The 23709-nt window shown below is 67.6% G+C and carries 25 protein-coding genes; 9 read left to right on the forward strand and 16 right to left on the reverse strand.

Annotated elements, in window-relative coordinates; genetic code table 11:
* Positions 1–9: 9 nt before the first annotated feature.
* On the reverse strand, positions 10–1425 hold the full coding sequence (locus tag CJ177_RS14585) for an amino acid permease (protein ID WP_095867998.1): 1416 nt from the start codon (positions 1423–1425) through the stop codon (positions 10–12).
* A 257-nt stretch (positions 1426–1682) separates the two neighbouring features.
* Here CJ177_RS14585 and shiA point away from each other — a divergent pair, with 257 nt between their 5' ends.
* Positions 1683–3059, forward strand: coding sequence for a shikimate transporter (shiA, locus tag CJ177_RS14590; protein WP_095867999.1), 1377 nt, complete (start codon positions 1683–1685; stop codon positions 3057–3059).
* Positions 3060–3096: 37 nt separating this feature from the next.
* Here the strand turns inward: shiA and CJ177_RS14595 are convergent, their stop codons facing one another.
* Genes CJ177_RS14595 through CJ177_RS14605 form a run of 3 tightly spaced genes read right to left on the reverse strand, consistent with a single transcriptional unit; the run spans position 3097 to position 5368 of the window.
* A complete protein-coding gene (locus tag CJ177_RS14595; protein ID WP_095868000.1) occupies positions 3097–3876 on the reverse strand; it encodes an IclR family transcriptional regulator C-terminal domain-containing protein in 780 nt (259 codons plus the stop codon).
* 45 nt (positions 3877–3921) lie between these two features.
* A complete protein-coding gene (locus CJ177_RS14600) occupies positions 3922–4746 on the reverse strand; it encodes an arylamine N-acetyltransferase (RefSeq protein ID WP_061698551.1) in 825 nt (274 codons plus the stop codon).
* Between the two features lie 31 nt (positions 4747–4777).
* Positions 4778–5368 (reverse strand): hypothetical protein, encoded by a 591-nt coding sequence (locus CJ177_RS14605; RefSeq protein ID WP_005251218.1) that lies wholly within the window; start codon positions 5366–5368, stop codon positions 4778–4780.
* Between the two features lie 104 nt (positions 5369–5472).
* Between CJ177_RS14605 and CJ177_RS14610 the strand changes: the two genes are divergently transcribed.
* Positions 5473–6555: a sorbosone dehydrogenase family protein gene (locus tag CJ177_RS14610; protein WP_061698549.1), complete on the forward strand. Its 1083-nt coding sequence runs from the start codon at positions 5473–5475 to the stop codon at positions 6553–6555.
* A gap of 39 nt (positions 6556–6594) precedes the next feature.
* Here CJ177_RS14610 and CJ177_RS14615 read toward each other — a convergent pair whose 3' ends face one another.
* Entirely contained in the window at positions 6595–6924 is a 330-nt protein-coding gene (locus CJ177_RS14615) for a hypothetical protein (RefSeq protein WP_005251221.1), read from the reverse strand.
* Between the two features lie 120 nt (positions 6925–7044).
* On the opposite strand from CJ177_RS14615, the gene CJ177_RS14620 reads away from it, so the two are divergent.
* Entirely contained in the window at positions 7045–7896 is an 852-nt protein-coding gene (locus CJ177_RS14620) for a spermidine synthase (RefSeq protein ID WP_061698548.1), read from the forward strand.
* On the opposite strand, the gene CJ177_RS14625 is transcribed toward CJ177_RS14620, so the two are convergent.
* Genes CJ177_RS14625 through CJ177_RS14640 form a run of 4 tightly spaced genes read right to left on the reverse strand, consistent with a single transcriptional unit; the run spans position 7893 to position 12915 of the window.
* Positions 7893–9284 (reverse strand): GntP family permease, encoded by a 1392-nt coding sequence (locus tag CJ177_RS14625; protein ID WP_005251223.1) that lies wholly within the window; start codon positions 9282–9284, stop codon positions 7893–7895. The two genes, CJ177_RS14620 and CJ177_RS14625, sit on opposite strands and share 4 nt — an antisense overlap.
* 40 nt (positions 9285–9324) lie before the next feature.
* Positions 9325–9954: a bifunctional 4-hydroxy-2-oxoglutarate aldolase/2-dehydro-3-deoxy-phosphogluconate aldolase gene (locus tag CJ177_RS14630; protein ID WP_095868001.1), complete on the reverse strand. Its 630-nt coding sequence runs from the start codon at positions 9952–9954 to the stop codon at positions 9325–9327.
* The gene (locus CJ177_RS14635; RefSeq protein WP_025433243.1) at positions 9951–11570 is read right to left on the reverse strand and encodes an amidohydrolase family protein; all 1620 of its coding nucleotides are present in this window, start codon (positions 11568–11570) and stop codon (positions 9951–9953) included. The genes CJ177_RS14630 and CJ177_RS14635 overlap by 4 nt, the downstream gene beginning before the upstream one ends.
* A gap of 22 nt (positions 11571–11592) precedes the next feature.
* Positions 11593–12915 (reverse strand): amino acid deaminase, encoded by a 1323-nt coding sequence (locus tag CJ177_RS14640; protein ID WP_095868002.1) that lies wholly within the window; start codon positions 12913–12915, stop codon positions 11593–11595.
* Between the two features lie 221 nt (positions 12916–13136).
* Between CJ177_RS14640 and CJ177_RS14645 the strand changes: the two genes are divergently transcribed.
* Genes CJ177_RS14645 through CJ177_RS14655 form a run of 3 tightly spaced genes read left to right on the forward strand, consistent with a single transcriptional unit; the run spans position 13137 to position 15347 of the window.
* A complete protein-coding gene (locus CJ177_RS14645; protein ID WP_061698545.1) occupies positions 13137–14141 on the forward strand; it encodes a sugar kinase in 1005 nt (334 codons plus the stop codon).
* A gap of 4 nt (positions 14142–14145) precedes the next feature.
* A complete protein-coding gene (locus CJ177_RS14650) occupies positions 14146–14895 on the forward strand; it encodes an IclR family transcriptional regulator (protein ID WP_005251230.1) in 750 nt (249 codons plus the stop codon).
* Positions 14896–14942: 47 nt separating this feature from the next.
* Positions 14943–15347 carry a RidA family protein gene (locus tag CJ177_RS14655; RefSeq protein ID WP_005251231.1) on the forward strand — a complete coding sequence of 135 codons (405 nt, stop codon included), beginning with the start codon at positions 14943–14945 and terminating at the stop codon, positions 15345–15347.
* 4 nt (positions 15348–15351) lie between these two features.
* On the opposite strand, the gene CJ177_RS14660 is transcribed toward CJ177_RS14655, so the two are convergent.
* Positions 15352–16692: a TrkA family potassium uptake protein gene (locus CJ177_RS14660; RefSeq protein ID WP_005251232.1), complete on the reverse strand. Its 1341-nt coding sequence runs from the start codon at positions 16690–16692 to the stop codon at positions 15352–15354.
* A gap of 228 nt (positions 16693–16920) precedes the next feature.
* On the opposite strand from CJ177_RS14660, the gene CJ177_RS14665 reads away from it, so the two are divergent.
* Together CJ177_RS14665 and CJ177_RS14670 are read left to right on the forward strand one after the other, a co-directional pair.
* Positions 16921–17370 (forward strand): PPOX class F420-dependent oxidoreductase, encoded by a 450-nt coding sequence (locus CJ177_RS14665; protein ID WP_005251233.1) that lies wholly within the window; start codon positions 16921–16923, stop codon positions 17368–17370.
* 54 nt (positions 17371–17424) lie between these two features.
* Positions 17425–17907 carry a hypothetical protein gene (locus tag CJ177_RS14670; RefSeq protein WP_061698544.1) on the forward strand — a complete coding sequence of 161 codons (483 nt, stop codon included), beginning with the start codon at positions 17425–17427 and terminating at the stop codon, positions 17905–17907.
* Between the two features lie 70 nt (positions 17908–17977).
* Here the strand turns inward: CJ177_RS14670 and CJ177_RS14675 are convergent, their stop codons facing one another.
* From CJ177_RS14675 to CJ177_RS14700, 6 genes are all read right to left on the reverse strand, one after another.
* Entirely contained in the window at positions 17978–18214 is a 237-nt protein-coding gene (locus CJ177_RS14675; protein WP_095868003.1) for a hypothetical protein, read from the reverse strand.
* 110 nt (positions 18215–18324) lie between these two features.
* Complete coding sequence (locus tag CJ177_RS14680; protein ID WP_005251237.1) at positions 18325–19080, reverse strand: AIM24 family protein; 756 nt, start codon at positions 19078–19080, stop codon at positions 18325–18327.
* Positions 19077–19778, reverse strand: a complete 702-nt coding sequence (locus tag CJ177_RS14685; RefSeq protein WP_061698542.1) for an AIM24 family protein — start codon at positions 19776–19778, stop codon at positions 19077–19079. Before CJ177_RS14685 ends, CJ177_RS14680 begins: the two co-directional genes overlap by 4 nt.
* Positions 19779–19783: 5 nt before the next feature.
* Complete coding sequence (locus tag CJ177_RS14690; RefSeq protein ID WP_025433242.1) at positions 19784–20407, reverse strand: AIM24 family protein; 624 nt, start codon at positions 20405–20407, stop codon at positions 19784–19786.
* A gap of 83 nt (positions 20408–20490) precedes the next feature.
* Positions 20491–21633, reverse strand: coding sequence for a DUF475 domain-containing protein (locus CJ177_RS14695; RefSeq protein WP_095868004.1), 1143 nt, complete (start codon positions 21631–21633; stop codon positions 20491–20493).
* 118 nt (positions 21634–21751) lie between these two features.
* Positions 21752–22327, reverse strand: a complete 576-nt coding sequence (locus CJ177_RS14700; RefSeq protein WP_005251244.1) for a TerD family protein — start codon at positions 22325–22327, stop codon at positions 21752–21754.
* A gap of 258 nt (positions 22328–22585) precedes the next feature.
* Here CJ177_RS14700 and CJ177_RS14705 point away from each other — a divergent pair, with 258 nt between their 5' ends.
* Positions 22586–23707, forward strand: coding sequence for a hypothetical protein (locus CJ177_RS14705; RefSeq protein ID WP_061698541.1), 1122 nt, complete (start codon positions 22586–22588; stop codon positions 23705–23707).
* Positions 23708–23709: the final 2 nt, after the last annotated feature.

A 23709-nucleotide genomic window follows, 5' to 3' on the forward strand; every position in this document is an offset into this window, starting at 1 on the left:
GATCCGAGCTCAGGGGCGGAGTGCGTCGACCTCTTCGCCGGAGGTCGAGGGATCCGGCGTCTCGTCGATGGTCCCGCGCGTGCGCTGACGGTAGATCCCGATTCCGACCACGACCACGGCGAGACCCATCGAGACGTACATCTGGCTCCTGGTCTCCGGCAGCACGAGCATGCCGACGCAGAGCGCGATGATGGCGGCGATGGTGCACCACGTCAGGTACGGGAACAGCCACATCTTCAGCGACAGGTCCTTGCCCTCCGCCTCGAGGCTGCGCCGCATGCGCAGCTGCGACACCGAGATCGCCAGCCACACGAACAGTGCGATCGCGCCCGAGGAGTTGACGAGGAACAGGAACACGGTGTCCGGGTACAGGTAGTTGAGGCCCACAGTCAGGAATCCCACGACCGTCGAGACGAGCACGGCCTGGCGCGGAACACCCGACGAGCCGATCTTCGACAACGAGGCCGGGGCGTCGCCGCGGCGGGAGAGCGAGAAGATCATGCGGCTCGCCGTGTACAGGCCGGAGTTCAGGCAGGACAGCACCGACGTGAGCACGACGACGTCCATGATGTTGCCGGCCGCCGGAATGCCGAACGAGTCCATGACGGCGACGTACGGGCTCAACGCGACGGAGGCGTCGTCCCAGGGGAGCAGCGTCACGACGACGGCGATGGAGCCGATGTAGAAGATGAGGATGCGCCACACGACGGAACGCACCGCGTTGCGCACTGCTGCCACGGGGTTGGCGGATTCGCCGGCGGCGATGGTGGCGATCTCGGCGCCGAAGAAGGAGAACACGACGACGAGGACCGCCGCGAACACGGCACCTGCCCCGTTGGGGAAGAACCCGCCGTGACCGGTGAGGTTGGTGAGTCCGGGGGCCTCGACTCCGGGCAGGGCTCCGCAGATCGCGAGGACACCGAGCATCAGGAAGATCACGATGGCCGCGACCTTGATCGACGCGAACCAGAACTCGAACTCGCCGAACGACTTCACGGACGCGATGTTCGTCAGCGTGAGCAACACCATCAGGATCAGTGCCCAACTCCACTGCGGGACGTCGGGGATCCAGCGGTTCATGATGACGGCGCCTGCCGTCGCCTCGATGCCGAGGACGATGATCCAGAACCACGCGTAGAGCCAGCCGATGCTGAAGCCGGCCCATCGGCCGATCGCGCGGTCGGCGTACGCCGAGAACGATCCCGTCTCGGGGTTGGCGGTCGACATTTCGCCGAGCATGCGCATCACCAGGATGACGACGATGCCCGCGAGTGCGTAGGCCACGAGTACGCCGGGGCCCGTCTCGCGGATCGCGACCCCGGAGCCCACGAAGAGGCCTGCGCCGATCACCCCCGCGATAGCGATCATCGAGAGGTGCCGCTTCTTCAGTGTGTGCTGAAGCTGCGGATCGGTGGTTCCTGACATGGAGAAATCCCTTCGGCGCTACTCCGGGTGTGATGTGCGTCGCTGATTCGGAAAAGTGTGTACGAGTCGTGGGGGCTCCGGAACCGCCGATTCGGTGAAATTCGCGCGGTCGAGATAGACGAAACGGCAGTACCACGCATCTGCGCCTTCTTGACAACGCGGAAACGCTATGGCTACCGTCACATTATTCAACCAGCGGACATGCGTTCGGTATTCGAACAGGATCTGTCCGGTACCAACCTAGACGGGACATCGGAATGAGCGATCACGCCTTCACCCCGGCAGCCGAGAAGCAGGCGCGAAGAGCAGCGCTGAGCAGTTTCGTCGGCGCGGTCATCGACTGGTACGACTTCCTGCTCTACGGGTTGGTCGCGGCACTGGTCTTCAACTCGGAGTTCTTCCCGAACGTCAGCCCGGCGATCGGAACGCTCGCCGCGTTCGCGACGTTCGGCGTCGGATTCCTGTTCCGGCCGCTCGGCGGTGTGGTGTTCGGCCATTACGGCGACCGCATCGGGCGCAAACGGATGCTGATCCTCACCGTCCTGATCATGGGAACGAGCACGGCCCTGATCGGACTGCTGCCGTCGTTCGGGTCGATCGGCTGGTGGGCTCCGGTCCTGCTCGTCACGCTGCGCGCCATCCAGGGCTTCGCCGTCGGCGGCGAGTGGGGTGGGGCGGCGTTGATGGCCGTCGAGAGCGCCCCGCCGAAGAAGAAGGCGTTCTACAGCAGCGGAGTGCAGGTCGGCTACTCGGTCGGGCTCATCCTCGCGACCGGATTCGTCATGCTCATGAGCAACCTGACCACCGAGGACGCGTTCAGTCAGTGGGGATGGCGTGTTCCGTTCGTCGCCAGCGTCGTCCTGGTCGGTATCGGCCTGTGGATCCGCGCCGGAGTGCAGGAGAGCCCCGAGTTCGTCGAGAAGGTCGAGAAGGTCGAGAAGGTCGAGGAGGAGCAGACCGCGCAGGACAAGAAGCGGATTCCCCTCGTCGAGGCACTGCGCAACCACCCGAAGGCATTCCTCCAGATCATCGGCCTGCGTTTCGCCGAACTGTTCTCCATGTACATCGTGACCACGTTCGCGTTGAGCTACTCCACCCAGGAACTGGGGATGGAGCGCAACTTCATGCTCAACGTCGGTCTGCTCGTCGGTGCCGTGGGTATCGGCACCATCCCGCTGTTCGCGTGGCTGTCCGACAAGCACGGCCGGCGACGCGTCTACATCCTCGGCGCACTGATCGGCGCGGTGTGCGCGTTCCCGTTCTTCATCTTCCTCGAGAACGGGTCGATGATCGGCACCGTCATCCTCGCCGTGCTCCTCGTCAACATCTCGCACGACATGGTCGTCAGCGTGCAGCAGCCGCTGTTCACCGAGATGTTCGGGGCCGAGTACCGGTACAGCGGCGCGGGCGTCGGATACCAGGTGGCCAGCGCGATCGGCGGCGGCTTCACCCCGTTCATCGCGGCAGCGCTGGTCACCGCCAGCGGCGGGTCCTGGCACCTCGTGGCCGTGTACCTGGCCGGCGGCTGCATCGTCAGCGCCCTGATCGCGTGGCGACTGCAGCCCGATTCGGGTGCAGCGGTGTCGGACTCCGCAACGTCCGCAACGTCCGCAACGCTCGCGAACGCGCGCTGAGCCAGGGTCGATCGAGACGTAGCTGATCCCTCGGCGTCTAGCCGAGGGACAGGTCGGAGCCGATCCGCTCCGCGGTCGCGACGAGTTTCGGCACCACCGACGCCGCGACGTCGTCCCGCGTGTACTGCGTGCCCTGCAGCGAGGAGTTGAGGGCGGCGACCACGGCGCCCGTCCGATCCCGGATGGGAACGGCGGCGCCGCGGATGCCGATCTCGAGCTCGTTCTCCGACATCGACCAGCCGTCGGCGGCGACCTTCCGGACGTCGGCGCGCAGGTGTTCGACGTCGGAGATCGTGTGCGGTGTGAAGGCCTGGAATTCGGTGGTCTTCAGGTAGTCGTCGAGCGCGTCGGCCGAAAGTCCGGCCAGCAGAACCCGTCCCGTGGACGTCGCATACGCGGGGAACCGCATGCCCACGGTGATGGAGATGCGGATGATCCGGGGCGAGCGGACCCGCGCCACGTACACCACGTCGGGACCGTCGAGGATGGTGACGGAGATGGTCTCGCCCAGTTCCTTCGCGAGAGCCTCGATGTGCGGGTCGGCGACCTGCGGCAGTCGCAGCGCGGCGAGGTACGAGAAGCCGAACCGCAGCACCCGGGGTGTGAGCGAGAAGTTGCGTCCTTCGAGACGCAGGAAACCCTTGTCCACCAGGGTGAGCAGAATACGGCGCGCCGTGGACCGGGTGATCCCGACAGCCTGCGCCACCTCACTCAGTGTGCGTTCCCGGTGCTGTTCGTCGAAGCATTCGAGAACGGTCAGGCCACGGTCCAGGGACTCGAGGAAATACCGTTCCCCCGACGCCGGCTGCTCGGCCACCTCAGCAGCCACCTGTTTCGCACACGCCGTCATGTTACCGGCCGACTAGGTGTGCCGGACCCGGCTGAACGCCGCGTCCAGTGTAGCCATTCCGCTCGTGTCGATGAGGAAATCGGTTTCGAGACTGTCCCGCAGTTCATCGACGGACGCCAGTTCGCGCCGCTCGGACGTCCCACCGAGGTGGTGCACCGTCAGTCGCGTACCGGCCAGGGCGTAGCGGCGGTCTTCCGTGGCCCGCGCCGCCATGAGTCCGGTCACGAAATGCGATCCGGGCCAGGTCGACAGGTACCAGTTGGGGGCCTCGTAGTCGACGGGGAACTGCCTGGTGAGGTCGAACCGGTAGAGGGTCCGCCACTCGTCACCGACGAGTGCTTGCATCGCGTAATCGCCCGCGACGTCGACCAGCCGGAACGGTTCCAGCGGCGTGTCCTGCACGGTGTCCAGTTCGAGGCGCAACGTGGTGTTGAGGGTCATCCCGCCGAACCCGACGTCGATGAGCCTTCGCTCCCCGGCCACGTCGACGAGCAACAGCATGTGCGAGCGCGGAGTGACCGCTTCGATCGGAGATCCCCACAGGACCCGGGCGGCGAGCGGAGTCACGTCGAATCCGAGCTCGACCAGGACGGCCCGCAGAAGGAGATTCTGCTCGAAGCAGTAACCGCCCCTTCGGGATTCGACCAATTTCTGTTGCAGCGATGGCAGGTCGAGCCGGTTCGGTGTGCCGAGGAACGGGTCGAGGTTCTCGAACGGGATCGACCGGGCATGATGTGCGGCAAGCTGGTTCAGCGTCACCGTCGTCGCGGATCGGTCGCCGTCGTACCCGATCCGTTCGAAGTACCGCTCGAGGTTCAGATCGCCCGCAGTGGCCATGGAGCACAGTGTAAGCGCGGCGAATGACCGGTCAGGCGTCGTCGGGTGCGGTTGCCGCGAGGTAGGCGGCGCCGCGCGGCGAGATCCGGTACCCGACGTCGAGACTGTGCGTCAGCCCCAGATTCTTCAGCTTCCGGACGTCCCGCTTGAACGGTTGTGTCTCGCGGCCGAGGCTCGCGGCGAGATCGGGTGCGCGGCGGCCGGGGTTGTCGGCGACGAGCTGCAGGATCGTGCGTGTCCACGGGCCGTGACTGCTCCGCCCATCCAGCCGCTCCAGATGCTGAGCGATCTCCGAAATCGTGTCGTCCGTGAGGTCGTCGTCACTGCTCAGCGCGATGCGGGGATCCTCACCGACCCACTCGAGGCCGATGCGGTACACCGGCTGTCCGGGGGTGCCGCGCAGCGCGGCCAGGGCCTCGTCGACGGAGGCGGCCCCGGCGCGGCTGGCGTCGTCCTCGGTGATTCCGTCCGGGTCGACGGTCGTGATCGAGCTGATCCGGATCATCCCCGAGACGGTGTGGAACTCCGAGCCCTCGAGCACCCGTGGTGCTGCCCAGCGGCGGAAGGCGACCGTGACGGTGCCGTCCGCCACCCCCTGCGCGATCTTCTGCGGAAGGATCACCGGCCGTCACCTCCTCACGTGAGTGGCGATGCGTGGTCGAGGATACTTTGCCACTCACCTAAGGGAGGATGGACAGGGTGCGGTCGCGCGACGGGAGGACACCCATGGGACGGCGACTTTTCTCGGCTGCGGCGTTGCTGGCGGTCGTCACGTGCGCGGCGGCCTGCCAGTCCGAGGGGAGTTCCGCGCAGCCGTCGACGACCACCGCGGTCGTCGCGCCGGCAGGCACCGAGCCCACGGCGATCGCCGCCGACCTCGACGTGCCGTGGGGGATCGCGCTCCTGCCGGACGGGACGGCACTGATCGCGGAACGGGACAGCGGCGCGATCCGGCACCTGCAGGCGAACGGCGACACGACCATGATCGGCGAGGTGCCCGGCGTGGCGGCGCGGGGCGAATCGGGACTGCTGGGCCTCGCCGTCTCACCGGCCTACGCGACGGACCAGACGATTTACGCGTACCTGACCACCGACGACGACAACCGGGTGGTCGCCCTGCGATTCGACGGTCGCAGCCTCGGCGAGCCGGCCCCGATCCTGACGGGAATCCCCGCCGGATCGATCCACGACGGCGGCCGGATCGCGTTCGGCCCCGACGGCAAGCTGTACGTCGCGACCGGTGAAGCCGGCGACCGGCCACGCGCCCAGGACCCGTCCTCGCTCGGCGGCAAGATCCTGCGGATCGACCCCGACGGGTCGATCCCGGCCGACAACCCCACCCCAGGTTCACCCGTGTGGTCGCTCGGGCACCGCAACGTGCAGGGCCTCGCGTGGGACGACGCCGGCCGGCTGTGGGCCACCGAATTCGGGGCGAACACCTGGGACGAGGTGAACCTGATCGAACCCGGCGGCAACTACGGATGGCCGGAGGTCGAGGGGCGGTCGGGCGAGGCGGGCTTCGTCGATCCGGTGGTCCAATGGTCCACCGGTGAGGCGTCCCCGTCCGGGCTCGCGTTCCAGGACGGCGCGCTGTGGGTCGCAGCCCTGCGCGGCGAACGACTGTGGCGGATCCCCGTGGGCGGTGACGGCTCGCTCGGCGAACCGCAGTCGCTGTTCGAAGGCGAGTACGGCCGACTGCGTACCGTCGTCGCGGCGCCGGACGGTGCCGTCTGGTTCAGCACCAGCAACCGCGACGGGCGCGGCGACCCGGGGGACGGCGACGACCGCATCCTCGTGCTGCGCCCGTGAGTACTTGTCAACCGCGGGCGGTTGACAAGTACTCACGGGTCAGTCGGTCCAGGGGACGATCGGCGGCTTCACCCACATGATCTTCTCGTCGCGGTGCGCCGGGGTGGCGGCGGGATGGTCGGGGTGGCGTTCTGCCCACGCCGACTTCTGGTCGAGCAACTCGACCACGGTCAGCCACGTCTCCATGGTGCTCGGCGGGTTCGACCCGGCCGCCCGAGCGAGTTTCCGCAGCGTGCCGTCGGTGAGGTCCAGGAGTTCCTGACCGCTGATTCCGCGATCCCACACATACCGCGCGAGTCCCATCGCCTTCTCGCGACGTCGCTTCGCAGCGCCTTCGGTGTGCGCGAAGTCGACTTCCTGAGGTTCCATCGTCTTCCCTTCTCGTGCGCGTCACCACGGTAGGTCACCCGTGTCTCGTCCCGGTATCGTGGGAGGACGATTCTCGCAGCAGACGCGAGCGGACGGCGCGAGCAGTAGGGAAGACGGACGATGGGCAGGCAGCGCGGCGGTCGGGCTGCCCGGACAACCGACGGGGGCCCCGTCGCCGGCGTGTACCCGATCGACACGGGCACGTGCGAACTCGCGGAAGACCACCTCAATCCGCACGGCTGGGTGCTCAAGGTGAACGGGGTCGAAAGTTCCCACATCGACCTGTCGGATCCCACGCACCTCGATTTCGAGTACATGCGGTGGATCGCCGAACTGGTCGCCTCGCACTGGGGGACGGACCAGCGGGTGCGAGCCCTGCACCTCGGTGGCGGCGCCTGCTCACTCGCCCGGCATCTCGCCGCCCGGTATCCGGACGCCCGGCAGGTGGTGGTCGAACTCGACGGCAAGCTCGCCGAGTTGGTGCGCGAATGGTTCGACCTGCCGCGGGCCCCACTGCTGCGGCTGCGGGTGGGTGAGGCGCGGGCGGTCACGGAGACGCTGACGGAGTCCAGCCGCGACCTGATCGTGCGCGACGTGTTCGCCGGGAACACGACTCCGGCGCCGCTGACGACGACGGAGTTCACCGGACACGTGCGACGGGTGCTGGCGCCCGGCGGGATCTATGCGGTCAATTGCGGTGACACCCGCGACCTCGTCCTGGCGCGCCGGGAGGCGGCGACCCTCGGCAGCGTGTTTCCGCACACCACGGTCATCGCCGATCCGGCCATGCTCAAGGGCCGCCGCTACGGCAACATCGTGATCGCGGGCAGCGACGTGCCGATCGGCGACGACCCCGCACTCGTCCGCACACTGCTGGGTGGTGGTGTGCCTGCCCATGTCTGGGACGACCGGCAGGTGCGGACGTTCGCCGGTGCGGCGCGGGTGCTGCGCGACGCGGACTCCGGGAGCTAGACCAGCACCCAGATCAGCGAGGCCATCGCGAAGCCCACCACGGACAGGATGGTTTCGAGCACCGTCCACGTCTTCAGGGTGTCTTTGACCGACATGTTGAAATACCGTGACACGATCCAGAATCCGCCGTCGTTGACGTGGCTGGCGATGATGGATCCGGCCGACACGGCGATCACGATCAGGGCGATCTGCGGGGACGAATAATTCCCGGCTGCGATCGACGGCTCGATGACGCCTGCGGTGGTGACGATGGCGACGGTCGCCGAACCCTGGGCGATGCGGAGGGCGCAGCTGATCAGGTACGCGGACAGGATGACCGGGAGACCGAGTGCGTCCATCGAGTCGGCCAGGGCCTGCCCGACTCCGGTGGCCCGCAGCACCGCGCCGAAGAACGCACCGGCACCGACGACCAGCAGGATCATGCCGACCGGTTTCAACGCCGCCGCGGACATCGCACCGATCTCCTGCGCCGTGATTCCGCGCCGGGTCCCGAGCAGGTACAACGCCAGCAGGACGGCGATGGTCAACGCGATCGTGGGTGTGCCGAGGAAGATGAGGACCGACAGTAGGGTCGAGCCTTCCTCGAGGACCACGTTGCCGACCGTCGCACCGAGGATCAGCACCATCGGCACGAGGATGATGAACGAGATCAGCCAGAGTGGCGGCGGGTTCTTGTCGGCTTCCTTCTCCTCCGGGATGAACTCGTCCGGGACCTCGATGATCACACGCTTGCCGATCCAGGTGCCCCAGACGACGCCACTGACGAACCAGGCGGGGATACCGCAGGCGAGGCCCATGATGATGATCCAGCCCATGTCGACGTGCAGCAGACCGGCCGCGGCGACGGGTCCCGGGTGCGGGGGCAGGAACGCGTGGGTCATGGACAGGCCGGCGAGCATCGGCATCGCGTACATCACCAGCGACTTGCCGCCGCGCTTGGCCGCCACGTACACGAGCGGGGCGAGGATGAAGATGCCGATGTCGAAGAAGACCGGGATACCGAGGACGAGGCCGGTGACACCCATGGCCAGTGGAGCGCCCTTGGGCCCGAACAACTTCAGAAGCCGTTCGGTCAGGACGTCGGCACCGCCGGAGCGTTCCATCATCGCGCCGAGGACGGTGCCCAGGCCGATGATCGGGGTGATGTGCCCCAGGATGCCGCCGAACCCCTTCTCCAGAATCGAGTCGGCCGCCGACGTCGGTGTGCCGACCAGTTCGACCACCGACACTCCCGCGATGAGCGCGACGCCGACGCCGACGACGATCAGCGCGATGAACGGCTCGAGCTTCAGCTTGATGATGAGGATCAACAGCACGGCGATGGATATCGCTGCGAGAGTGAGTAGTCCGGCTGTGTCGTGCTGCAGCCAGTCGACGAACGACGTCATTGCGTCTCCAGGGGAGGTGGTGGGGTCGGGCGAGAGTGGACTAGTTCGAGAGCGCGGCGACGAACGATCGTGCGCGGTCGGTGATGTCGGTCCAGTTGCCTGACGCGACGCTGGACGGTGGGACGACGCTGGTGCCCGCGCACACGGCCAGCGCGCCGGCGTCGAGGAACTGGCGGGCGTTGGAATCGTTGATTCCACCCGACGGCAGGAGTTCCACGCCGGGATACGGGCCGTGCAGGTCCGACAGGTAGTCGGGGCCGAGCCGCTTGGCGGGGAAGATCTTGACCGCGGCCGAGCCGAGGTCGACGGCCATGGCCACCTCGGTGGGGGTGAACGCGCCGAGGAAGACCGGAACCGACTGTCCTGTGGCGACTTTCGCGACGTCCGGACGGATGCCGGGGGTCACGAGGAACCGCGCGCCGGCGTCGATCGCAGCGGCGGCCTGATCGCCGGTCATCACGGTTCCGACGCCGAGGATGCTGCCTGCCGCGGCTGCGGCGTCGGCGGCGCGGCCGAGATGATGGAGCACGTCGGGCGTGGTGAACGTCAGCTCGACCGTCCGGATTCCGCCCTCGGCGAGTGCGTGGCACAGGTCTGCGGCGTCGGGGATGGTTTCCGCTCGCACCACCGTCAGTACCCGGTCGGCACGCAAAATGTCGATCTCGGTCATCGAACTGCTCCTCCTTCTTCGCGGCGCAACGATCTTCCGGCGGTCGCGCCGGTGAGGCGGCCGTCCTCGAGGGCGAGGCGGCCGCGGACGAATACGTGGGAAATACCGGCCGCCGCCTGGCGCGGCTGTGCGTAGGTCGCGGTGTCGCTCACCGTGTCCGGATCGAAGAGCACGAGGTCAGCGGCGTATCCGCGGCGGACGAATCCGCGATCCACCAGCCGCAACCGCGTCGCGGCTCGGCCGCTGAGGTGACCGACGCACTCCTCGAGGGACATCAGGCCGAGATCGCGGCTGTAGTGCCCGAGGTAGCGTGCGAACGTTCCCCACCCGCGCGGGTGCGGTTTCGCGCCGACCAGCAGTCCGTCGCTGCCACCTGTGTGCCGGGGGTGCTGCATGATTGCGCGCACGTTCTCCTCGTGGCCGACGTGTTGCAGGATGCCGCTGCCGAGTTGGTCGCGGATCAGGATGTCGATGCAGACGTCGAAGGGGTCGCGGTTCTCGGCGACGGCGATGTCCGCGACGGTTTTCCCGACGTAGTCGTCGAGTTCCGCGTTCTGCACGCCGCTGATCTCGAGCGTGTGCCACTCGGCGATCACCCCGTGGCAACCGTCGGAGCCGGTGACCTCCAGATGCTCGCGGATGCGTTCGAGGGCAACCGGATCCCGGAGTCGATCGAGGGTTTGTTCCATGCTGCCCGCCGACGCCCAGCTGGGCAGGATCGCCGACAGCGTGGTGGCGCCGGGAAGGTAGGGGTAGGTGTCGAGGCTGATGTCCGCGCCGGCGGATTCGGCCGTGTCGAGCAGGGCCAGCAGTTCCGGGGCGCGGCCCTTGTTGGGTCCGAAGTTCAGCGTGGCGTGGGCGAGATGCAGTGCGCACCCGGCCCGCGACGTCAGGTCGACCATCTCGGCGTAGGCCTCCATGGCGCCGGCGCCGTAGGACCGGTGGTGCGGGGAGAAGTAGCCGCCGTACTCGGCGACGGTCCGGCACAGTGCCAGCAGTTCCTCGTTGTCCGCGTACATTCCCGGCGTGTAGGTCAGCCCGGCGGACAACCCGACGGCACCCTCCGCCATGGACTGCGCCACGATCCGCTGCATCTCCTCGATCTGCGACGGTGTCGCCGGCCGGTCGTCCCAGCCGACCACCAGCGCCCGGACCACCCCGTGCGGGACGAGATACGCGACGTTGGTGGCGATACCGCAGTCGAGGCGGTCGAGGTATTCGCCGACGCTCCGCCAGGAGAAGTCGAAATCCTCGGGATCGGTGTTCCACCCCGCGATCTTGCGCCGGACCACCGCGAGCACGTCGTCGGTGACGGGTGCGTAGGACAGCCCGTCCTGCCCGAGTACCTCGGTGGTGACGCCCTGGGTGATCCGCGACGGGTGCTCGGGGTTCAGCAGGATCTGCAGATCCGAGTGGGCGTGCATGTCGATGAAACCGGGCGCGAGCACCAGGCCGTCGGCGTCGATCACCCGATCCGCGCGAGGGCGCCCGGTCTCGGAGTGATCTGCCTCGGGCCAGATTTCGGCGATCCGGTCTCCGTCGACGAGCACGTCGGCGCGGTACCTCGGCGCCTCCGAACCGTCGACGACGGTGGCGGAACGGATCAGAGTGGTCATGATGTGAGTCCTCGGCCGGGGATCAGAAGAAGGTGCGGATCAGGTCGACGACGACCGGATCGTCGGAGTCGTCGCCGACGACGGGAATCCAGCGCCATTTGTCGAACGCGGTGCACGGGTGGGAGAGACCGAGCCTGACGACGTCCCCGACACGCAGATCGTGTTCGGGCCGTGCGGGATCGAGCCGGAGGAACGCGTGCTGGTCGTTGACGGCGGTCACTTCGGTGCCGACGAGGGGCCGCGGCGTCGCCCCGAGTTGGCCGGCGACGGCCTGCGCGGTGGGGAGTCCTTCGTCGAACGGGACGTCGCGCTTGCCGGCGTCGAGCAGGGCGAGGCCCGGCTCGGGGCGGGACACCACCCGGGCCCACGTGTGCATCGCCGACGTGAGACGACGCGCCTGCCTGTCTTCGCTGCGGCCGAACGGTGAGATCCCGGTGTAGAAGCCGTCGTCGTGGATGATGTATGCGCCGGCGCGGACCACCACTTTGGTTCTGTCGCCGGCAAGTTCGGCGAGCACCTCGGCGACCACGTCGAAGTAGGCGCTGCCGCCCGCGGTCACGTACACGTCCTGACCCTCGGGGTAGCGTCCCTCGGCCTCGAGCCGGCGATGCAGTTCGGCCATCGACCGGAGATACGTGCGGACCCGGGTGAGGGATTCCTCGGAGGCGTCGTGTGCGAGGGCGCCCTCGTAACCGGAGACGCCGGCCAACCGCAGTGCGGGGCTTTCACCGATGCGTGCGGCCACCTCCACTGCCTCGGCCACGGATCGTGCGCCGGTGCGTCCTCCCTCTCCGCCGAGTTCGACGAGCACGGGCAGCGGACGGACCACCGTGACGTCCGCGAGCGCCGCGGTCATCGCGTCGACCGTCTGCGGGGAGTCGGCCCACATCAGGACCTCGAGTTCCGGGTTCGCGTCCATCTGCTCGGCCAGCCACCGCAGCGCGGTCGGGTCGACGAGCGAGTTCGCGATCTGCACCCGGCGCACGCCGAATCGCACCGCCACCCGGAGTTGGCCGAAGTTCGCGAGCGTGATGCCCCACGCGCCGCTGCGGATCTGCCGGTCCCACAGCACCGGAGACATCGTCGTCTTCCCGTGCGGAGCGAGGTCGACCCCGTGCGCCTCGCACCAGGCCGCCATCGTGTCGAGATTGCCGGCGATGGCCGTCTCGTCGAGGACCATGACGGGCGTGCTGAAGGCGGACAGCCTCGGCTGCGTTCCGAGGAACTCGGTCTTGGTGAGGCCGTTCGCCGCGGAGGGGAGGGCTTTGTCCACGTCGGACAAGCGCAGCTCGTCGAGCTCCGCCAAGGCGCCGGAATCGAGTGTGTCCGGTCCGCTGATCGTCATCGTCGATCCTGTCGTTCGGGTTCTGTGGGGCAGGCCTTCATCGGGGGAAGGGCCGTGAAGTGCTACGTTGCGCTATATGCAACGTTGATTGCGTTTTTGAGTCACCTATGTCTAGCATTGGCCTGGGTCATCGTCAACGGTCCGGTGTGGCATGCATCGCCGGGGCGAGGGCTCTCGAAACGCAACTCCAGTGCCGGTCCGAGCAGTCGTAGAGGTAACAAGTGCAGGAATCGATCCCCACCCCCGAGTCCGGTGTCGCGTGCCTCGGTGAGGCGATGGTCCTGGTGGCCCCGGACTCGACACTCCACCTGGCCGGCGCCGAGGCGAACGTCGCCGCCGGACTCGCCGCGCTGGACGTTCCCGCCGCCTGGGTCGGACGGCTCGGCGACGACGAGTTCGGCACCCTCATCCGCACCGAACTGCAGGCGCGGGGTGTCGACGTCCGCGCGATCGAGGTCGATCCCGACAGGCCCACCGGGCACTACTCGAAATCCACCGCCCTCGACGAGCACGGCGAGCCGCGAACCGACAGCCTGTATTCCCGGGCCGGTTCGGCGGCGTCGGCCATGGATCCCGGATTCCTCGACACGCCGGCGGTCGCGGACCTGTTCGGCCGCGCCGCCGTGGTCCACTGCAGCGGAATCACACCGGCCCTGTCCGATTCGTGCCTCGCGCTGATGCGGAGACTGCTCCGCGACCGGCCGGGAATCTCCGGTGTGGTCAGCTTCGACGTCAACTGGCGTGAGCAACTGTGGCCGGACGGCGACCCGCGGATGGTCGTGGAACTGGCGAATCTCGCCGATCTGGTTCTCGTCGGCGCCGACGAGGCCCTGCGCGTCCTCGGCACCGCGGATCCGCACGAGTTGCGGCTCATCCTGCCCGCCCCGGCCACCGTCGTCGTCAAGGACGGAGCGCACCGGGCGCTGGCCGTCGACCGGAGCGGCCGCAGTGTGGCGGTTCCCGCGCTCCGCGTCGACGTCGTCGAACCCGTCGGCGCGGGCGATGCCTTCGCCGCCGGATATCTCAGCGGTGTGGTGCGCGGCGAGGATCAGACGCGGTGCCTGCGCCGCGGGCACATCGGCGCCGCCGCCACCCTGACGGTGGCAGCGGACTCGGCGCCCCCGCCGCCCGCCGAACTGCTGGACGAGCTGCTCGAGTGCTCCGAATCAGACTGGGCGGCAACGAGCGTCACCGCCGACGGCTTCTCCCCCGAGAAAGTGGAGTGAACGGATGAGTCAGAGTGTCTCCCGCGCCCTGCACCTGCTGGTGCAACTCGGCAACGGTCCCGCCAATCTCGACCAGCTGGCCGAATCCACCGGGGTCCACAAGACCACCGTGCTCCGCTTACTGCGAACCCTGTCCGACGAGCGGTTCACGTTCCGCGACAACAGCAACCAGTACCACCTCGGTTCCCGCATCTTCGAGCTCGCCGCGCAGGCCACCGACCAGCGGGAAGTGCGGCGCATCGCGTCACCGCACCTCGTCGCGTTCAACCGCGAATACGGGCGTACCACGCACCTCGCGGCGATGGAAGGAGGTGACGTGGTGTACATCGACAAACTCGAATCGCACGATCAGATCAGGATGTACTCGCGAATCGGACTGCGTGCCAACCTCAATTCCACCGCGGTCGCCAAGGTGATTCTCGCCGACCTGCCGGATTCGGAACTGCGGCCGATCGTCGACTCGATGGACTTCTCCGCCCGCACCGCCAACACGATCACGACGCCCGAACGCTACCTCGACGAGATCCGCATGGTCCGGGAGCAGGGCTGGGCGCACGATCAGGAGGAGAACGAGCCGTCCGTCAACTGCATCGGGGTGCCCATCCGCGGCGCGTCCGGCCGCGTCGTCGCCGCCGTCTCCGTCTCGGTGCCCGACGTCGTGCTCAGCTACGAACGCGTCCTCGACCTGCTCGAACCCCTTCAGGCCGTGGGGGCGCGGATCTCCCGCGACTGCGGATACCGCGCCCAGCCCTGACCCGTCCCCCGTCCACCCGAAAAGTAACGACACACAGGAGTAGCGATATGTCCGACACCACCGTCATCCGCACCGAAGGCGCCCCCGCCCCCGCACACACGTTCAGCCAGGGCATCAAGAAGGGCAACATGCTCCAGGTGTCGGGGCAGGGGCCGATGGATCCCGTCACCAATAAGTACATCGCGGAAGGCGACGTGCGCGAGCAGACCCGGCGCACCCTCGAGAACGTCAAGGCGATCCTCGAAGCCGGCGGCGCGAGCGTGGAGGACGTGCTGATGTTCCGCGTCTACCTCACCACCCGGGACGACTTCGCCGCGATGAACGACGTGTACGGAGAGTTCATCGCCGAGAACGTGCCGAGCGGGCAGCTGCCGTGCCGGACCACGGTTTTCGTCGACCTCCCGCACGAGGTCATGCTCGTCGAGATCGACGCGCTGGCAGTGACCGGCTAGGTCGCTACGCGGTGACGAGGTGCCGGCAGCTCATCCGCGGCGACATGGGCAGCTCGGTGAAGTCGGGCTCGGACGTGTCCGCGGTCGGCACCTCCAGGTAGAGGTGGCTGCCGTCCGCCACGACCCCCTGCGGTTGCAGGCCGATCAACTTGGCCACCACGTACGTGGCGCTCAGGCTGGTGACGTCGCGGATGATTCCGAGCCGCAGCAACGACCGCGTCTCGGCGATCGCCTCCTGCTCACCGGCCCGCAGGACCAGTCGCAGTCCGGGGGACACGGCCTGCGCCGCCACGGACACCGCGATGTTGTCCAGGTCGTCGGAGCCGACGGCGGCCAGCGCAAGGGCTCGGCTCACACCCAGTCGCTCGAGGAGTTCACGGTCACCGCCGTGCCCCACGACGGTCGGGATGTTCATCGACCGCACGAGCCGCAGGTTCTTGGCGTGGGGGTCGCGTTCGACGCCCACCACCGCGACACCGAGAGCCTGTAGCTCCCGGCAGAGCCGGAGCCCCACCTGGCCGAGGCCGACGACGATGACGTGGCCGGACCGGGGCAGGACGCGGCTGCCCACCAGGCCGACCAGCCGGGGGCCGAGCAGCCGCTCGATGATTCCGGCGGTGAACATGGCCGTGAAGACGACGGTGAAGAGCATCGCCACCGAGGCGAACACCGCGTAGGCGGGGCTGCCGTGGGTGTCGGTTCCCGGGCCCACGGTGGTCACCACGCGCACCGCCTCGTTGAACGCGTCGAGCGGTGCCACGTGCTGGCCGAGCATCAACCACAGCCAGTCGGCGAACAGCACGGCGAGGAGCCCGGCGAGCCCACCGAGCAGGATGCGGGTGCCGATGTCGTGCGAGCGCAGCAGTCCGGTCGCGCCGGTCGCCGCGGTGCGCCACCAGTTCCGCCGGGGCAGATCGACGTGCGCGCCCTCGGGGTGGCCGTCGATCATGCGGACCGTCAGCATGTGCTCGCCCGCGTGCCGGGCCGCGACGAGTTCGGGTTCCAGGCACGGACCGGCGAGCGTCGGTGCGGCGAGGTCTGCCGGTGACGTCACCTCGCACTGCGGGAGCAGCTGCGACAGCTGGTCCGCCACCGTGCGGTCGAAGATCGTCACCACCAACGGGATCGACGCGGAGATGTGCGCCGCGGCCAGCGCGTAACGCAGCGCGACGACGTCGTCGCGCACCAGTACGGCCATCCCGCAAGGTTCGTCCGCCATCGCCAGGCGGAGCTCGTCGTCGTCGGGAGCGACGAGATGGCGTACGTGAAAGTCCCTTTCTCGGAGGGATGCACAGACCCGTCGGGCCACGGTGGTTTCGCCGATGACGAGATATGAGTCGTTCACGTGTGGTCCTTCCGGCTCGGGATCACGAGAGCGTACCCGAGAAAAACCGCAGATCCCACACGAGAATGTGTACCGGTCAGTATCCTGAGATTTCCTGGAACACGTTACCGGCCAATGTTTTTCCGATCCCCGTGCCCTACTCGTCGGTAGGGGAGCCCTGGACCGCGACCAGGGGCAGCCGCGACTCCGCGCGGGAACACCGCTTCGGCGTCCGTGGTTGGGTGAGTCATGAGCCTCGATGCGAATGACGACCGGCGCCCCCTTCTCGACCTCGTCGCCGCACACAACCGTGCGGTCCTCGCGACGATCAAACGCGACGGGCGCCCGCAATTGTCCAACGTGATCTATGCCTGGGACCCCGGCACGCAGACCGCGAGGGTGTCGGTGACGGCGGATCGGGCCAAGACCCGGAACGCCGCCCGCGACCCGCGGGTATCGCTGCACGTCAGCGCGACCGACTTCTGGAGCTACGCGGTCGTGGAGGGAGACGCGGAACTGAGCGCGGTCGCGGCGGATCCGCACGACGCGGCGGCGGACGAGCTCGTCGACGTGTTCCGGCTCGCGTCCGGAAAAGAGCACGAGGACTGGGAAGAGTTCCGCCGCGCGATGGTGTCCGAGCACCGGCAGGTACTCCGGGTCCGCGCGACGAAGGTGTACGGCATGGCCCAGTTGCCCTGAGTGTGCACAAACGTAACTGTGGCAGCCGGTCGGAGCCGGTGGGACGATTGAGTCATGCGCAGGAGACGGTGGCCGGCGGCACCACCGCCTGCCACGGAGGGAATCGTGGTGCACGGGCCGGTGGAGCTCGTGACGAGCCGTGACCTGAGCCTGCGCCTGGCGGAGGTCGTCGCGCACCCGACGGGCATGCTGCTGCGCATCGAGCTGACAGCGAGAGGCAGATCCGCTGATCTGGCGCGCCACGAGACGCGTCCACTGGACGATCCCGACGACCCGTCGGCTCGGTGGTCGTATCTCGCGGTGAACGTGCAGGTCGACGATATGGAGGGTGTCGCCGATCCACGCCACCCGCATTCGACGTCGAAGTCCGATGCCGCGGACGCGTCCGAGTATCACTCCGCGCCGCATTACTGGATCAGCGACTACCCGGAGTCGGGAACGATCACGCTGACCGCGGGGTGGAAGGAAATTGGACTTCTGCCGAGAACGCGGACGATCACTCTCGGCCCGAACCCGAGTATGCGACCCACGCGGTAGACATACGAAGGTGCCCTTCGGCGCCGTGGGAGCGTCGAAGGGCACCTTCGTCCTGCGAGGGGAACGCAGATCAGGGCAGCGGAACCCAGGTGCCGAAGAACCAGAATCCGTGCGGGCTCGGCGCGGGTGCCTGCTGCTGCGGAGCGTGCTGCTGCTGCTGCTGCTGCTGGGGCTGCGGTGCCTGCTGCTGCTGGGCGGGGGCGGGGTTGTGGCCCACCGGGTCGGCGCTGGCGACGCCGGCTCCGATGCCGAGGGCTGCGAGGGCGATACCACCGGTTGCGACGGCCTTGGTCACGACGGACTTCATGCGGTTCCTCCTGGAACGAATCGGATGCGGTGTCAGAACTTCCTGACACAGACCAGATTGCTGCCCGTCCCTGCCACAACTCTTCGCTCAGCCTGTCAATCTCCTGGGTGTCAGCGCGGCTGCTCCGCCAGCTTGGCGGCGATCACGCCGTTGAGCCGTTGCAGACCGCTCGGGGTGAGGCCGTGGATCTGGCCCTCGATGCTGCGCACGACATGCGTGTCGCTGAGGACCTTCTCGCTCGACTGGATCAGAACCGTTCCGGCGCCGGTGAAGTCGAACTGCCGTTCCTCCCCGGAGTTGATTCCCATCATGTGAGCGCCCGCCGCGAGGAAGTTGCTGATCCACCCCTGGTCGTAATGGTGGCTCGGGGACGGGCAGTCGGCCCACCCGACGAGCGCCTCGGGGTCGATCCGCAGCGGCGGCTCGGCGAACATCACCGGGCCGTTGGACGACGCCAGGAACTTGCCGGTCCCGATGAGCGTCAGGAAGCCCGGCACGATGGACTGGTTCAGGGCCAGACCCGGCTCGAACGCAAGGAGATTCGACGCCCGGATGGTGAGGTTGCCGTCGTCGAGGTCGTACGAGTTGATGTCGTAACCGCGGTCGCCGATGATCAGCTTCCCGAACCCTTCGGCCACCGCGTAGTCGCCCATGTACAGCGGCGCGGAGAACTGATTGGCGACCATGTGCAGTGCGGCGCCGTGCAATCCGTGGGTCAACGCCTGGAACTGCATCTGCCCGTAGTATGCGATCATCGCACCCTTGCGGATGAACCAGGGCGCGGTGAGGTCGATGCAGAACGCGTAACTGTTGTCGGGAATGTTGTCGCTGGCGCCGAGAGTCGACGGATTGTGGATGGCGGTCACAGTTTCTCCTCCGAAGCCTGAACGTAGACGATGCCCTGACCCGTGCACTGCAATTGCATCGCTTCCCCGACGCCGCGGCCCATCGCCTCACGCCAGCCGACGGCGGATTTCAGTTCCACCTGGACGCTCCCGTACGTGCCGACGAATGCGTCGGGGTCGACGAACACCGGATTCGGTCCACCCACAGGGAGTTCGATGAAGCCGCCGTGCGCGAGGAGGACCGCAGACCCGTACCCGGACAGCTGCGTCGTGAACATTCCGGTACCGGAGAGGGCGCCTGCCGCAGCGCCGCGCAGGGCGCCGAGCATGCCGCGTCCGCCGCCGCCACCGCCCTGACTCGTCACGGAGATCACCGAACTCTGCAGTCCCGCATTGTGAGCGAGCAGCCGGGACGCCTCGACACACAGCGCACCGCCCTGCGACATGTCGACGACGTGCACCTCGAGCCCGGCGTGGCCGTAGTGCACCTCGCCCTGCCCCTGCGCGAGCATCGTGCGTTCGTGCTCGCCCTGCATCATGCGTCCGGCCATCCGGGTGAACCCACCCATGCCCGCCATCGCCTGGGAACCAGGCACCTGATGCGGCGAGAACTGGACCTGACCTGTGTAGAACAGCATCGCGCCCGTGCGGGCCACCACCCCGCTTGCGGCGCCGACGTCGACCTTGACGACCTTCGAGTTCACTTTCGAGAAGACCATGGGGATCACCGCTCTGCCGGTTGAATGGAGACGACGCCGTGACCGTCCCACCTGAGGGAGAAGGCCTCACCGTTGCCCTGGCCGACGGCGTTGCGCCACGACACGTCGGTCACGAACGACTGCGTCACCTGTCCGCGCGCCGAGACGAACGCGTCGGGATCGACCACCAGCGGGTACTGCGGCGATACCTCGAGGTGGATGAGCGGCCCGCCGGCCGACAGCAGCGCCACCTGTCCCTGGCCGGAGACGGTCGTGGTGAACAGGCCCTGACCGCCGACCCCGCCGCGCAGTCCGGTGAACGTGACGTTGGTGTTCAGGTTGCCGCTCGAGGCGAGAAGCTGCTGCGACTCCACCTGCAGGGTCTCGTTGGCGAGGTCGACGACGGAGACGTACTGACCGCCCACCGCGAGGTACACGACACCGTGGCCGGAGCATTCCATCAGAGACAGCGCCTCGCCCGTGGCACGCCTCTTCATCCCGGCGAGCACCCCGTCACCGCCACCGAAGCCTGCCGACTTGAAACTGACATTGCCCTCGTAGGCGATCATCGAACCCTGTATCGCCCGGATGGTGGTTCCGGCGAGCTGCGCCTCCACCACCTTCTTCGACTTGTCGAGCAGCCGCCCCATGGGTGCCCTTTCCAGTGTCGAGCGGCAGTGCCCGTGACCACCGAGTCACGAGCACTGCCGCTGGATGTGAGTACAGGCAGAACCTAGCCGACGGGCACCGGGTTCTGCTCGTCCACGTCGTCTTCCGCCGCGCCGGCCGCTGCAACGGCCTTGCGGTTGCGGACGATGCTGGAGATGAAGGCGGCACCGATGAGGGCGACGCCCACGAGTCCGGTGACGTTCTCGTTGACGTGGTAGCCGATCGACACCAGCAGGATCACGGCCAGTGCGCCGATGGCCCAGTGGGCGCCGTGCTCGAGGTACACGTAGTCCGACAGGGTGCCCTTGCGGACCAGGAACACCGTGATGGAACGGACGAACATCGCGCCGACGAAACCGAGGCCGAGGGCGATGATGATCGGGTCGGACGTGATCGCGAACGCGCCGATCACACCGTCGAAGGAGAACGACGCGTCGAGGACCTCGAGGTAGAGGAACAGGAAGAACCCGGCCTTACCGGTGGCCTTGGCCAGCTCGGTCGGTCCGCCCTTGGACCCTTCGACCAGTTCGCCGTCTTCGTCTTCCTCGGGCGTGTTGAACAGCTCACCGAGACCGTTGACGGCGATGTAGGTGACCATGCCGAGGACGCCGGCGATCATCACCGTGGAGACCGTGTCCGCGGGGGCGATGTACGCGGCGGTGATCAGCAGCAGGGCGCCGGCGATGATGACGGCCAGCTGGTCGAGCTTGCCCGCGCGGGCGAGGGGCTTCTCCAGCCAGGACAGCCAGGTGATCTCACGCTCTTCCAGGATGAAGCCGAGGAACAGCATCAGCAGGAACATGCCGCCGAACGCCGCGATCTGCGGGTGCGCGTCGGTGAGCAGGGTTTCGTAGCTGGCGCTGCCGTCGGGGAAGTACGCGGCGCCGTCGGCAGGCGGGTTGAGGGCCAGGTCGAGGGCGGCGACGGGGCCGAGACCGGACGCGAGCCACACGATCACGAGGGGGAAGACCAGGCGCATGCCGAACACCGCGATGACGATGCCGACGGTGAGGAAGATCTTCTGCCAGAACTCGCTCATCCGGCGCAGCACGGTGGCGTTGATGACGGCGTTGTCGAACGACAGCGAGATCTCGAGGATCGACAGGATCACCACGAGGAGGACGGCCTGGGGGCCTCCGTAGATCGCCGCGATGATGAGGGAGATCACCGTCACGGCGAAGGAGAGACCGAATATGCGCAGAACCACGAAGCGTGGCCTTTCTCTAGTGGGCATGCAGGGTGGCTACTGCAGGTGGACGAACACCGGGGGAGGGTTTCACGTCAGTGCCGTGAAACCCTCCCCCGGCTGGAGAACGAAACGACTGTCAGACGTTGACGCCGTAGTCGCGGGCGATACCGGCCAGGCCGGACGCGTAGCCCTGGCCGATGGCGCGGAACTTCCACTCCGCACCGTTGCGGTACAGCTCGCCGAAGACCATAGCGGTCTCGGTCGACGCGTCCTCGGACAGGTCGTAGCGGGCGAGCTCGGTGCCGTTGGCCTGGTCGACGACGCGAATGTAGGCGTTGCGCACCTGCCCGAACGACTGCGAACGTGTCTCCGCATCGTAGATCGAGACGGGGAACAGGATGCTCTCGATGTTCGCGGGGACCGCCGCCAGGTTGACGTTGATCACCTCGTCGTCGCCCTCGCCCGCACCGGTGGTGTTGTCACCGATGTGCTCGATCGAGCCGTCGGGGGAACGCAGGTTGTTGAAGAACACGAAGTGCTGGTCCGACACGACCTTCTTGTCGGCACCCGCACCGATGGCGCTGGCGTCGAGGTCGAAGTCGGTGCCGGTGGTCGAGCGGGCATCCCATCCGAGTCCGACAGCCACCGCGGTCAGGTTCGGCGCCTCCTTCGTGAGAGAAACATTGCCGCCCTTGGTCAAGCTGACGCCCATTCAGGGGTCCTTTCGAGAGGAGGTGGGTGGACCCTCGACAACTGTCGAAGTTCCGGGTTCGTCGTGCAACACCACGATAATGAATTTGTCCGACTTGTCCCATCCCGCGAACTGTCCACAGGTTTGTGCACAGGCAATTCCGGACCACTCGGGGTTGTCGGCCCGACCAGTACGATTCAGGACGTGACGAGCGGATGGGCGGGACGCTTCCGAGGAAGAGCCCGGGGCGACGACTCGGCTCGTCGCGCCCACGACACGATGGTCGCAGCGTTTCTCGATATGGACAACCGGCAGAGCATCGCCGCCGCGGCCGTGGACGCCTCGGAACAGCTGACTCCGGAACGCGGAATCCGGCGGGTCTGGGAACCGGTTCGCGACGGGTGCTACCAGGCCGCGACGGCGTACCTGGCGGCCGAAGACCAGTTCGAGAACGTGCAGTCACCTGCGGCCACCGCCGCGTACGAGCAGGTGACGCGGCAGTTGGTCGCGGCAACCCAGACCCTCGACGAGTTCTATCGCACACATCGCGGCCATCTCGAGGAGTCGACCGCAATGCTGGCGGCCGTGCCCCAGGTTGCCCAGCAGGCGCTTCAGGTCGCCTCCGCGGCGCAGCAGCGGGTGCAGACCGAGGGCGCCGCGTACGCCGGCTACCCGTCGGTGCGCGATCGGGGAGCGGCACTCGACGCCGCGGTCGTGGCGCTGCAGGGCGCCCGTGGCGCCAACCTGATCCGCGAAGCGGCGGCGCGCGTGCGGGAGGAGTCGGCGGCGCTGGAGAAGGCACTGGCCGCGGCCCCGTCCAAGGAGCGGGACGCCGCTCACGCCGTGTCGTCGGTGACGACGAGGATCGCCGCCGTGCAGACTCGGGCGGAACGCCTCGCGCCCGCCTACTCCGCGCTGCTGCGCGAATTCAATGCGGCCAGTTCGTCGGATCTAGTCCACAACGACCGCGAGAGCCGCAGGCACATCGAGCAGGCGCAGACCGATCTGCAGCAGGCGCAGAAGGCTCTGACCGCGGGTAATCCCGAGGGGGCGCTCGAACTGACCGCCGCAGCGCGGACCCATCTGGTCGACGCCGAGGCGAACGTCGACGGCGTCACCGATCGTCTGCGGTTGCTGCGGGAGGTCCGCGAAAACCCGCGGGCCAAGGAAAACGAGATCAGATTTCGTCTCCGCGACGCCCAGATGTTGGCTGTCAATCGTGGGCTCGTGCGGGAATGGGGGTCGGTCCTCGACGCTCAGCTCGAGCGGATAGACCGAATAGCAGGGACACTGACCGGGAGGCATCCCGACTACTGGGCGTACGTCGCCCAGCTCGATGCCGTGTCGGCGTTCATTGCCGAGGTGGTTCAGAAGATGAGAGGACACACAGGACAGCGATGACA

Source organism: Rhodococcus sp. ACPA1, assembly GCF_002300195.1.
In the GTDB taxonomy this organism is placed as follows: Bacteria; Actinomycetota; Actinomycetes; order Mycobacteriales; family Mycobacteriaceae; genus Rhodococcus_F; species Rhodococcus_F opacus.

Excerpts from the sequence above, each read along its gene's own strand:
- CJ177_RS14585 (WP_095867998.1), bottom strand. The coding sequence starts at position 1,425 with ATGTCAGGAACCACCGATCCGCAGCTTCAGCACACACTGAAGAAGCGG.
- shiA (WP_095867999.1), top strand. The coding sequence starts at position 1,683 with ATGAGCGATCACGCCTTCACCCCGGCAGCCGAGAAGCAGGCGCGAAGA.
- CJ177_RS14600 (WP_061698551.1), bottom strand. The coding sequence starts at position 4,746 with ATGGCCACTGCGGGCGATCTGAACCTCGAGCGGTACTTCGAACGGATC.
- CJ177_RS14610 (WP_061698549.1), top strand. The coding sequence starts at position 5,473 with ATGGGACGGCGACTTTTCTCGGCTGCGGCGTTGCTGGCGGTCGTCACG.
- CJ177_RS14615 (WP_005251221.1), bottom strand. The coding sequence starts at position 6,924 with ATGGAACCTCAGGAAGTCGACTTCGCGCACACCGAAGGCGCTGCGAAG.
- CJ177_RS14620 (WP_061698548.1), top strand. The coding sequence starts at position 7,045 with ATGGGCAGGCAGCGCGGCGGTCGGGCTGCCCGGACAACCGACGGGGGC.
- CJ177_RS14625 (WP_005251223.1), bottom strand. The coding sequence starts at position 9,284 with ATGACGTCGTTCGTCGACTGGCTGCAGCACGACACAGCCGGACTACTC.
- CJ177_RS14630 (WP_095868001.1), bottom strand. The coding sequence starts at position 9,954 with ATGACCGAGATCGACATTTTGCGTGCCGACCGGGTACTGACGGTGGTG.
- CJ177_RS14635 (WP_025433243.1), bottom strand. The coding sequence starts at position 11,570 with ATGACCACTCTGATCCGTTCCGCCACCGTCGTCGACGGTTCGGAGGCG.
- CJ177_RS14640 (WP_095868002.1), bottom strand. The coding sequence starts at position 12,915 with ATGACGATCAGCGGACCGGACACACTCGATTCCGGCGCCTTGGCGGAG.
- CJ177_RS14650 (WP_005251230.1), top strand. The coding sequence starts at position 14,146 with ATGAGTCAGAGTGTCTCCCGCGCCCTGCACCTGCTGGTGCAACTCGGC.
- CJ177_RS14655 (WP_005251231.1), top strand. The coding sequence starts at position 14,943 with ATGTCCGACACCACCGTCATCCGCACCGAAGGCGCCCCCGCCCCCGCA.
- CJ177_RS14665 (WP_005251233.1), top strand. The coding sequence starts at position 16,921 with ATGAGCCTCGATGCGAATGACGACCGGCGCCCCCTTCTCGACCTCGTC.
- CJ177_RS14670 (WP_061698544.1), top strand. The coding sequence starts at position 17,425 with ATGCGCAGGAGACGGTGGCCGGCGGCACCACCGCCTGCCACGGAGGGA.
- CJ177_RS14675 (WP_095868003.1), bottom strand. The coding sequence starts at position 18,214 with ATGAAGTCCGTCGTGACCAAGGCCGTCGCAACCGGTGGTATCGCCCTC.
- CJ177_RS14685 (WP_061698542.1), bottom strand. The coding sequence starts at position 19,778 with ATGGTCTTCTCGAAAGTGAACTCGAAGGTCGTCAAGGTCGACGTCGGC.
- CJ177_RS14690 (WP_025433242.1), bottom strand. The coding sequence starts at position 20,407 with ATGGGGCGGCTGCTCGACAAGTCGAAGAAGGTGGTGGAGGCGCAGCTC.
- CJ177_RS14700 (WP_005251244.1), bottom strand. The coding sequence starts at position 22,327 with ATGGGCGTCAGCTTGACCAAGGGCGGCAATGTTTCTCTCACGAAGGAG.
- CJ177_RS14705 (WP_061698541.1), top strand. The coding sequence starts at position 22,586 with ATGGTCGCAGCGTTTCTCGATATGGACAACCGGCAGAGCATCGCCGCC.